Source organism: Microbacterium sp. CPCC 204701, assembly GCF_004010105.1.
Lineage (GTDB): Bacteria > Actinomycetota > Actinomycetes > Actinomycetales > Microbacteriaceae > Microbacterium.
The window spans coordinates 1-7,408 of sequence record NZ_RRYE01000133.1 but is presented as its reverse complement, the minus strand read 5'-3'; the positions used below and the strand labels follow the sequence as shown (position 1 = coordinate 7,408).

7 protein-coding genes, 1 tRNA gene and 1 pseudogene are annotated in these 7,408 nt (G+C 69.5%); 4 read left to right on the top strand and 5 right to left on the bottom strand.

Features of this window, described 5'->3' with window-relative positions; genetic code table 11:
• Positions 1-92 precede the first annotated feature (92 nt).
• From EIO58_RS09585 to EIO58_RS09575, 3 genes are all read right to left on the bottom strand, one after another.
• The gene (locus tag EIO58_RS09585) at positions 93-869 is read right to left on the bottom strand and encodes an HAD-IIB family hydrolase (RefSeq protein WP_127819348.1); all 777 of its coding nucleotides are present in this window, start codon (positions 867-869) and stop codon (positions 93-95) included.
• Between the two features lie 54 nt (positions 870-923).
• Positions 924-1,000: transfer RNA gene (locus EIO58_RS09580), tRNA-Pro, on the bottom strand.
• Between the two features lie 17 nt (positions 1,001-1,017).
• Positions 1,018-1,974, bottom strand: a complete 957-nt coding sequence (locus EIO58_RS09575; RefSeq protein WP_127819347.1) for a hypothetical protein — start codon at positions 1,972-1,974, stop codon at positions 1,018-1,020.
• A gap of 110 nt (positions 1,975-2,084) precedes the next feature.
• Here EIO58_RS09575 and EIO58_RS09570 point away from each other — a divergent pair, with 110 nt between their 5' ends.
• The gene (locus tag EIO58_RS09570; RefSeq protein WP_127819346.1) at positions 2,085-2,267 is read left to right on the top strand and encodes a hypothetical protein; all 183 of its coding nucleotides are present in this window, start codon (positions 2,085-2,087) and stop codon (positions 2,265-2,267) included.
• A gap of 186 nt (positions 2,268-2,453) precedes the next feature.
• Positions 2,454-2,603, top strand: a complete 150-nt coding sequence (locus tag EIO58_RS18765) for a hypothetical protein (RefSeq protein ID WP_164861612.1) — start codon at positions 2,454-2,456, stop codon at positions 2,601-2,603.
• A gap of 434 nt (positions 2,604-3,037) precedes the next feature.
• Here the strand turns inward: EIO58_RS18765 and EIO58_RS09565 are convergent, their stop codons facing one another.
• Positions 3,038-3,979, bottom strand: coding sequence for a metallophosphoesterase (locus EIO58_RS09565; protein ID WP_127819345.1), 942 nt, complete (start codon positions 3,977-3,979; stop codon positions 3,038-3,040).
• Positions 3,979-6,801 (bottom strand): transglycosylase domain-containing protein, encoded by a 2,823-nt coding sequence (locus EIO58_RS09560; RefSeq protein WP_127819344.1) that lies wholly within the window; start codon positions 6,799-6,801, stop codon positions 3,979-3,981. The genes EIO58_RS09565 and EIO58_RS09560 overlap by 1 nt, the downstream gene beginning before the upstream one ends.
• Before the next feature lie 110 nt (positions 6,802-6,911).
• Here EIO58_RS09560 and EIO58_RS09555 point away from each other — a divergent pair, with 110 nt between their 5' ends.
• Both EIO58_RS09555 and EIO58_RS09550 read left to right on the top strand, forming a co-directional pair.
• Positions 6,912-7,127, top strand: coding sequence for a DUF4177 domain-containing protein (locus tag EIO58_RS09555; protein WP_127819343.1), 216 nt, complete (start codon positions 6,912-6,914; stop codon positions 7,125-7,127).
• Positions 7,128-7,132: 5 nt separating this feature from the next.
• Positions 7,133-7,408: pseudogene (locus tag EIO58_RS09550) on the top strand (Atu1372/SO_1960 family protein); the annotation flags it as partial.

Here is a 7,408-nt window from a genome sequence, read left to right as displayed (position 1 = left end):
CGGGTGCGGCGGCCCGCGCCCCGAAGGCGTCGGCGGCGAAGGGCGCCGGCGCGCGTGCGAAGAGCTGAGGCCCCGGCGGCGGTCAGCCCGGGTCAGACGCGGACGGGGAGGGTCGGGATGAGCTGCTCGAGGTAGTCGGCGGTGTCTTCCCAGCCCTCGACCGCGTGGCAGGGCACACCCATCGCGAGGACGGGATAGTCGTTGCCGTCGGGGTCGAGGCGGTCGCCGACGAAGAGCATGCCGTCGAGGGCGATGCCGGTCTGTTGAGCGAGCTGCCGCATGCCATACGCCTTGTCGATCCCGCGCTCGGTGATGTCGACAGAGGTCGAGCCGCCCGAGCGGACCTCGAGGTCGGGGAGGAGGGCGGCGACGGCGGCGCGCAGCGTGTTCTTCTTCTGACCCGTGGGGTCCCACGCGCTCTTGGCCGACACGGGTGCTTGCTGCCCGAGCGCGGAGAACGTGATCTGCGAGCCGCGGTCCTCGAGGATGTCGCCCCACGTCTCGGACTCCCACAGGCCCAAACGGCGGGCTTCGCTCTCGACGGCCGCGAGCGCGCGTGACTTCTGGTCGTCGGTAAGGGACCGCTGGTAGATCGTGACGATGCCGTCGGGGGAGAGGCGGTAGTACTGCGTGCCGCAGGTGGGGAGCAGGTGGATCCGCTCGAGGACGGCGGTAGAGGCATCCGGAAGCCGGTCGACGACCTGCGTCGTGAACTGGGCGAGCTGGCCGCCCGAGATGATGGCCACCTCGACGCGCTCGGCGAGAGCGACGAGCAGGTCTCCCATGCGCGATTCGATCGGGCTCTTCGACGGCGCAAGCGTGTCGTCGAGGTCGAATGAGACGAGACGGGGAGGCGTGCTTTCGGCCATGCGTGTGATTCCTTCCAAAAACGAGGGGCCCCGCCTCCCGGCGGGGCCCCTCCGTGGTCGGGGTGACAGGATTTGAACCTGCGGCCTCTTCGTCCCGAACGAAGCGCGCTACCAAGCTGCGCCACACCCCGTTGACAACCCCACGAGTCTACCTGATCTTCGCTACTCGTCCGAACCGCGCCGATCGCGTCGCGAGGAGGGTCGCACCGGCGGTGAGCAGGCACACCGCGAGGGCCGCCCAAGGGCGCAGCGCATCGAAGGAGGTACCCGTCGCCGCCAGCGCGGGGGCTTCCGCTTCCGGCACCTGCCGCGCCGGTGCGGACGATGCCGCGACCCGTGTGGTCTCGTTCTCGATCCCGCACACCCCGGTGTGGACGATCGCGCCCTCGGCGTCGACAGCTCGTTCCTGCCAGTAGTACGTGCCCGGCTCGCTGATCGGCGGCGAGATCACGACGTAGTCCCCGCGGGCTGTGACGGGCACGAGCTCGCTGCGCCACACGAGGTTGCCGCCCACGCAGGACTCGCTCGGCGCGACCCCTTCGACGGCCCGGTAGACGGCCGATTCGACGTGCATCCCGCGCTCGGGGATGGGGCCGGCGACCCGGATGGTGTCGCTGATCGTGTCGCCGGAGGCCGCCGCGGGCTGCGCCACGGTCGTGATGGCCGGCACCATCGTGACCTGGCTGCGCTCGCCGTACTGCTCCGTCCAGGTGTAGTCAGCGCCCATGTGGCGGGCCACGGCAGCGGTCTGCTCGGCACCTCTGATCGTCCAGACGGCGGTGTAGAACCCAGGCTCGGTCATGTCCCACGTCGAGGTCACCGGGTACGGAACGGTCGCGCCGAGGGAAGTCGCGGTCGTCAGCTCGAGCGTTCCCACGATCTCGGCCTCGGCCGGTACCGGCTCGCCCGGAGCGGGTTCGGCGTCCGTGCGGTGCACGACCGCGCCTGCGGCGACGGGGAGGAATGAGTCGTCGTCGGCGCGCGGCCACTCGCCCGCCGCGATCCCGAAGGCGACCTGATCGACGTACGGACCTCCCGCGGCGTAGCGGGTGGCCACCTGGGTCGAGATCGTCGGAGCGAACGGGGGCACGCGGGGTGCGGGCATCCGTCCCCGCCACGTCGAAGGTCACAGAGCCGCCAGGGCCTGCGGTGTCTTGGCCGCCGGGTGTCGTGTAGTGCCGCACGGCGGCCGCGTATCCGACCGAGAAGTGGCCGGTGGCGCCCACGGTGTACGGTCTGCCCTCGGCCGGCGGCGAGGCGACGATCGCGTACACCGTGCCCGGGGCCGCGCCCTCGCGCGTCGCTGTGCCCGTGTCGACGAAGGCGGCGTTGGTCAGCGTGAGCGATCCGGACGCTCCTGCCACTGTCGACTCCACCCGCACGGTGCCCACGCGGTGATCGGCGGGATCGGTGGTGAACGCCACACTGCCGCCGGCGGGACCGCCCGTCCCGGCACGCGCCGCCTCGTCGTAGTACGACGCCGCGAGTCGCTGCACCGCCGGCACGTGCTCGGATGAAACGTGAGACAGGGTCCAGTGGATCGCGCTCTCGAGCGTGTCGCCGCGGTGACCGAAGGCGCGGATCGTGTCGTTCCAGTTCGCGGTCGCCTTCACCGCCCACCCGACGGCTGCCGCCTGCACAGGGTCGTCGGTCTGGCCGTACTTGGTCACGAGCAGGTTGATGCCGGTGAGCTGGTGGGCCGTCAGTCCGCGTGCGATCCCGCTGATGCCGTGATCCGTGCTCGGTCCGGTCGGCAGCGGAGCGCCCGGGGTGATGCAGTAGGTGTGGACGCCGCCGACGAGCATCGAGCCGTGCCAGCCGTGGGCCGACGTCGGCGCCCACGTGCCGAAGCCGGCGCCGCGCGACGCCGCGTGGGCGGAGGGGGACGCCAGCACGCCCATGAGCAGGTTCGCCACGATGACGCCGGTGATCAGGATGGCCCAGGCCACGGGAGGCAGCCCGCGGGGACGCCAGCGGCCGGCATCGGAGACCACGGATGTCAGAAAGCGGGCATCGTCGAGTCGGGGGCGTCGTGGTCGCGTGGTGTTCGGCACATTCCGAGCGTGGCGCGGCAGCCGGCCGCGTGAGCGCCGACAGCGGGCATCTGTGGATGCGGCGCGAGCGGGCGCTGTCGGGGAGGAGCCGATGACTTCGCCGATCTGGCGGGCTCAGTCCCTCGCGACGAGTGTCAGCAGCGATGCCTCGGGGCGGCACGCGAACCGCACCGGCGCATAGATGGAGTGACCGAGTCCGGCGCTGACGTTGAGCGGCACGGTGGTGCCGCCGTGCGACCATGCGCTGAGGCCGCGGGCCTGCTTCAGCGGGATGTCGCAGTTGGCGACGATAGCGCCGAACCCGGGAAGACGGACCTGGCCGCCGTGCGTGTGTCCCGCGAAGAGCGCGTCGGCACCGAGTTCGATGAACTCATCGAGCACGCGACGGTACGGGGCGTGAGTGACACCGATCGTGAGATGCGCCGGGGCCCCGTCAGCGCGCAGGGCCTCGAGTCGCTGCGGCAGCACACGCAGGTCGTCCCACTCACGGTGGGCGTCGCTCACTCCGAAGGCGTCGACGCGAAGCCCGGCGGCATCGAGTGATCCCGCGGTGTTGTTGAGGTCGAGCCAGCCTAGTTCGTCAGCGAAATAGTCGTCGAGTTCGTCGGTGTCCAGCGGCTCGGCAGTGTGCTTCACCTTCGACGGGCCGGAGAAGTACTTCAGCGGGTTGCGGGGTGACGGTGCGGCGTGGTCGTTCGAACCGTGGACGAAGACGCCGGGGATGCCGCGCAGCGGGTCGAACGCCGCGCGCAGTCCGCGCAGCCCGTGGACGTGCCCCATGTTGTCGCCGGTGTTCACGACGAGGTCGGGCTGAAGCTCGGCGAGCGCCGCGATCCACTCCTGCTTGCGGTGCTGCCACGGCGCCATATGCGCGTCGGACAGGTGCAGCACGCGGATGGGGGCGGCACCTGCGGGCAGCACCGGCACCTCATGGAGCCGGACGGTGAAGAGGTACCGCTCGATGCCGATGCCCCACACCGCTGCGGCAGCGCCGACCGCCCCCACCGCGCCGAGCGCGGTGAGGGCGGGGGCGATGCGAGATGGTCGCGACGGCACTAGTTGCCGTTGCCCGATCTGCCGCCGCCGCAGTTCGCCGCGGCATAGTTGACCCGGATCCCGGTGTTCCGGTTCGCCACGCTGTCCGCGGCGGGGTCAGTACCTGTCGCACGCCGATCGTTCCCGGTGCTCGCGTCGGCGGTGCACGACCCATCGGTGACATTGCCGAAGCCGGCACTGCGCAACGCGCGTTTGGCGTCTTCGAGCGATCGACCCGCCACGTCGGGCACCGTGATGCCCTGCCCGTTGCTCGGGCTGATCGTGACGGTCGTGCCGCCCGCGACCTTGCCCGCGCCGGGGTTCTGCGCCGCGACGACGCCCTCTGGCTGGTCCGAATCCACCGGGTCGCCGACAGCGACGGAGAAGCCCACGTCTTCGAGCGTCGCGCGCGCCTTGTCGATGCTCTGACCGACGACGTTGGGCAGATCCGCGAGGATCTGCTTCGAGAGTTCCGCGTCGGGGCCGGGGAAGCGGTCACCGCCGTACGCCGCGTTGGCGGCGCGCTGCACGTCCTTCGTGATGCTGTACCGGAGGTCGGCGAGGCGCTTCCCGTTGTGCCAGCTCTTGTAGAGGTCGCCGCCGCCGTCGGCGTTGCCGACCCAGCTCACCGTGGCGACCTTGGTGCTCGACTCGACGAGCCACGTCTGGATCTCTTCGTGCGTGCCGGTCTTGCCGAGAAGCGGCGTGCCGTCGTAAGGATTTCCACCGGCACCCGTGCCGCCTCGCATGACGCCCTCCAGTGCGTACGCGGCGGTGGCGGCGACCTTCGGCTCGAGCACCTGCGTGCAGGTGCGCTCGGGCTTCGGGAGGTCGTTGCCGTCGGAGTCGGTCACGCGCGCGATCGCCTGCGGCTGGCAGTAGATGCCGTTGTTCGCGACGGTCGCGTACGCTCCCGCCATCGCGAGCGGCGACACGGGATTGCTGCCGATGACCGAGAAGAGGTCGTCCATCTTCACGGGGTCGCCGTTGGTCAGCGTCACCCCCATCTTGGTCGCGACGTTCTTGATGTCGCAGAGGTCGAGCTTCTCGGCCATCGCGAAGAAGCCGGTGTTCAGCGACGACGCGGTGAACTGCATCGGAGTGCCGACGCGCCCGCCGGACCTCCCGAAGTTGTTCACGATGGTGTTGCTCTGGTTGACCCAGTCGGCGGGTTCGCCGGTCTCGCTGTGGCAGCTGTTCTTCAGACGCTTGAAGACCCGCACCGTGCCGTTGAGCGTCTCGTTGACCGAGTGGCCCTTCTCCAGCCAGTCGATGAGTGTGAACAGCTTGAACGTCGACCCGGCGTTGAACCCTTGCGAGTCGCCGAACTGCTTGGTGCCGGCCCACACCTGGGAGGAGTAATTCGGATCGGCGGCGTGAGCGGCGTCTTCGCTGAAGATCGTGTTCTGCGCGATCGAGAGGATGTTGCCGTTCGTGGCATCGACGCTGGTCGTCGTCGAGCCGAAGCGTCCGGCTGACGGCTGCGTGGTGCCGATCGGCATGTCCGTCTTCGCTGAGGGCGCATACGTCGTCATCGCAGCCTCCGCGGCCGTCTGCACCCGCGGGTCGAGAGTCGTGTAGACATTCAGTCCTCCGCGCTGGAGCGCATCCAGTCGCTCCTCGTGCGTCTCGCCGAACGCGGGGTCGTTGAGCATGACGTACTTGACGTACTGGCAGAAGTACGCCATTCCGCCCGCCGCCTGACAACCGGTCTTCGGTTCAGTCAGCACGGGTGTGATCGGCCACACGACCGCCTCGACGTACTGCTCGCGCGTGATCTTGCCGTCCTCGAGCATGCGGCCGAGCACGTACAGCTGCCGTACCTTCGTCGACGTGTAGCCGTCTGCGGCGGCGAGGTGCTGCTCGGGCGTGATCTCACCGTCAGCCAGCAGCTTGTCGAGCGAGCCGATGTTGGCGCCCTCGTCGATGACGCCGTCGGGTAATTTGTTGAAGCCCGTGCCGTCGGCGCTGAAGATCGATCCCCCGGGCTTGTCGATCCGGTAGTTGTTGGGGTTCTGCACCATGCCTGCGAGCGTCGCCGCCTGCGCGAGAGTGAGGTTCGCGGCTGTCGTGCTGAAGTAGCGACGCGCCGCGGCCTCGATGCCGTAGGTGATCCCGCCGAAGTTCGCGATGTTGAGGTAGCCGAGCAGGATGTCGTTCTTGGAGTACTTCTGCTCGAGCGCGATTGCGTAGCGCATCTCCTGCAGCTTCCGCGTATACCCCTCGGTGCCCTCCGCGGTCGTCGCGTCGGTCCAGCAGTTTCGCAGCACCTCGTCGCGCGTCAGCTTGACCTTGGGCGACCCGGTGGCCTCGTCGATGACCGGCTCGCCCGCCTCGTCGGTCTCGTACACCGCCTCGGCGTTCTGCTCGCACTTCTGGATGAGCACGTTCTTGACGTACTGCTGGCTGATGGTCGACCCGCCCTGCGTCTCGCCGCCGCCCTGCGCATTCGAGAGGATGGCGCGGGTCGTGCCGATGAGGTCGACGCCGCCGTGCTGGAAGTAGCGCGGGTCCTCGCTGGACAGCAGCGCGTCGTACATCACCTGTGAGACCTGGTCGAAGGCTACGGGGGTGCGGTCCTGCTCGAGGAACTGGGTCATCAGCACCGGCTCCCCGGTGCCCGGGTCGGTGTAGTAGAAGTTGCTCGGGAGCATGAGCTTGTCGATCTCGAGGACGCTCGGGAGATTGTCGAACATCGTGATCGCGCGCTCTGCCGCGGTGCTCGTGAGGGCGACCGCAGGGGTCACGGTCGCTGCGATCAGGACACCGGCTGCGGCACTCAGCCCGACGAGCCCGGCGATCCCGCCGAGCACGCCGCTGGCCGTGCGTTTGGTATCAGGCATAGGGTTGATCGTAGGGGAGATACCTGGGCGATTCCCTCACAGACGTGCGCCCGCAAGGGTGTTTCCCAGCCTTCACCCGCCACATCCATCCGCCTATTAGAGGAGTCGCGATGACGACGTGGGAGTACCTCACCACGCCCCTTCTGATCCACAACACCGCCGCCATCCTCAACAACTGGGGCAAGCAGGGCTGGGAGCTCGTCCAGGTCGTCCCCGGCCCGGAGGGCGGTCTCGTGGCTTACTTCAAGCGTCCGTCCGGCGGTGGCCAGGCGAACGCCGGACTGGGTGCTGCGGCAGAGGCCGCCAAGCAGTTCGGGGAGGCGTGAACCCCGTGAGCGTGAGTGCGCGTCTCGCCGAGCTCGGCATCCAGCTGCCCGACGTCGTTCCGCCGGTCGCGGCCTACGTGCCCGCCAAGGCGCACGGCGACCTGGTCTACACCGCGGGGCAGCTGCCCATGGTGTCGGGCGCGCTCCCCGCGACCGGCAAGGTCGGCGAGGGTGAGGGCTTCGTGCCCGCCGCCGACGCCCAGGGCTACGCGCGCCGGTGCGCGCTGAATGCGATCGCCGCCGCCGCGGCCGCGGTGGGCGGCGTGGACCGACTGACCGGC

Coding starts and splice junctions, on each gene's coding strand:
- EIO58_RS09585 (WP_127819348.1), bottom strand. CDS start 869: ATGGCCGAAAGCACGCCTCCCCGTCTCGTCTCATTCGACCTCGACGAC.
- EIO58_RS09575 (WP_127819347.1), bottom strand. CDS start 1,974: ATGCCCGCACCCCGCGTGCCCCCGTTCGCTCCGACGATCTCGACCCAG.
- EIO58_RS09560 (WP_127819344.1), bottom strand. CDS start 6,801: ATGCCTGATACCAAACGCACGGCCAGCGGCGTGCTCGGCGGGATCGCC.
- EIO58_RS09555 (WP_127819343.1), top strand. CDS start 6,912: ATGACGACGTGGGAGTACCTCACCACGCCCCTTCTGATCCACAACACC.